The sequence below is a fragment of the Candidatus Cardinium sp. cBcalN2 genome (genome assembly GCF_022810445.1).
In the GTDB taxonomy this organism is placed as follows: Bacteria; Bacteroidota; Bacteroidia; order Cytophagales; family Amoebophilaceae; genus Cardinium.
On record NZ_JAACGD010000168.1, the window covers coordinates 1 to 335 of the forward strand.

1 pseudogene is annotated in these 335 nt (G+C 36.4%); it reads left to right on the forward strand.

Annotated features, from left to right (window positions below):
- Positions 1–335: pseudogene (locus MUW74_RS04145) on the forward strand (hypothetical protein); the annotation flags it as partial.

A 335-nucleotide genomic window follows, 5' to 3' on the forward strand; every position in this document is an offset into this window, starting at 1 on the left:
ATAGTGGCCACTATAGTAGCCTCCTACCTTCCAGGAGGACTACTAAGGGCCAGTATAATAAATGCTACTTTAGGAATCAAGAATATAACCTATACAATAACTATTGCTTTTTTACCCTTATTAAGCCTAAGCTGGTTAGCAGGACGTATGTCCAAGTTTAAGTATGATCTATCGATGCCAGATACGATGGCTAGGGCATATGGCAGTTGTGAAAGAGTGATTACTGCTTTATTTGAGGTTTGTAATGCTATCATTATTGTTTCTTTACAAATTCGTGTTATAGCTGATGTAGCCAACCTATTTATAACTTCAGTTAGTCCATTAGCTATTACTAT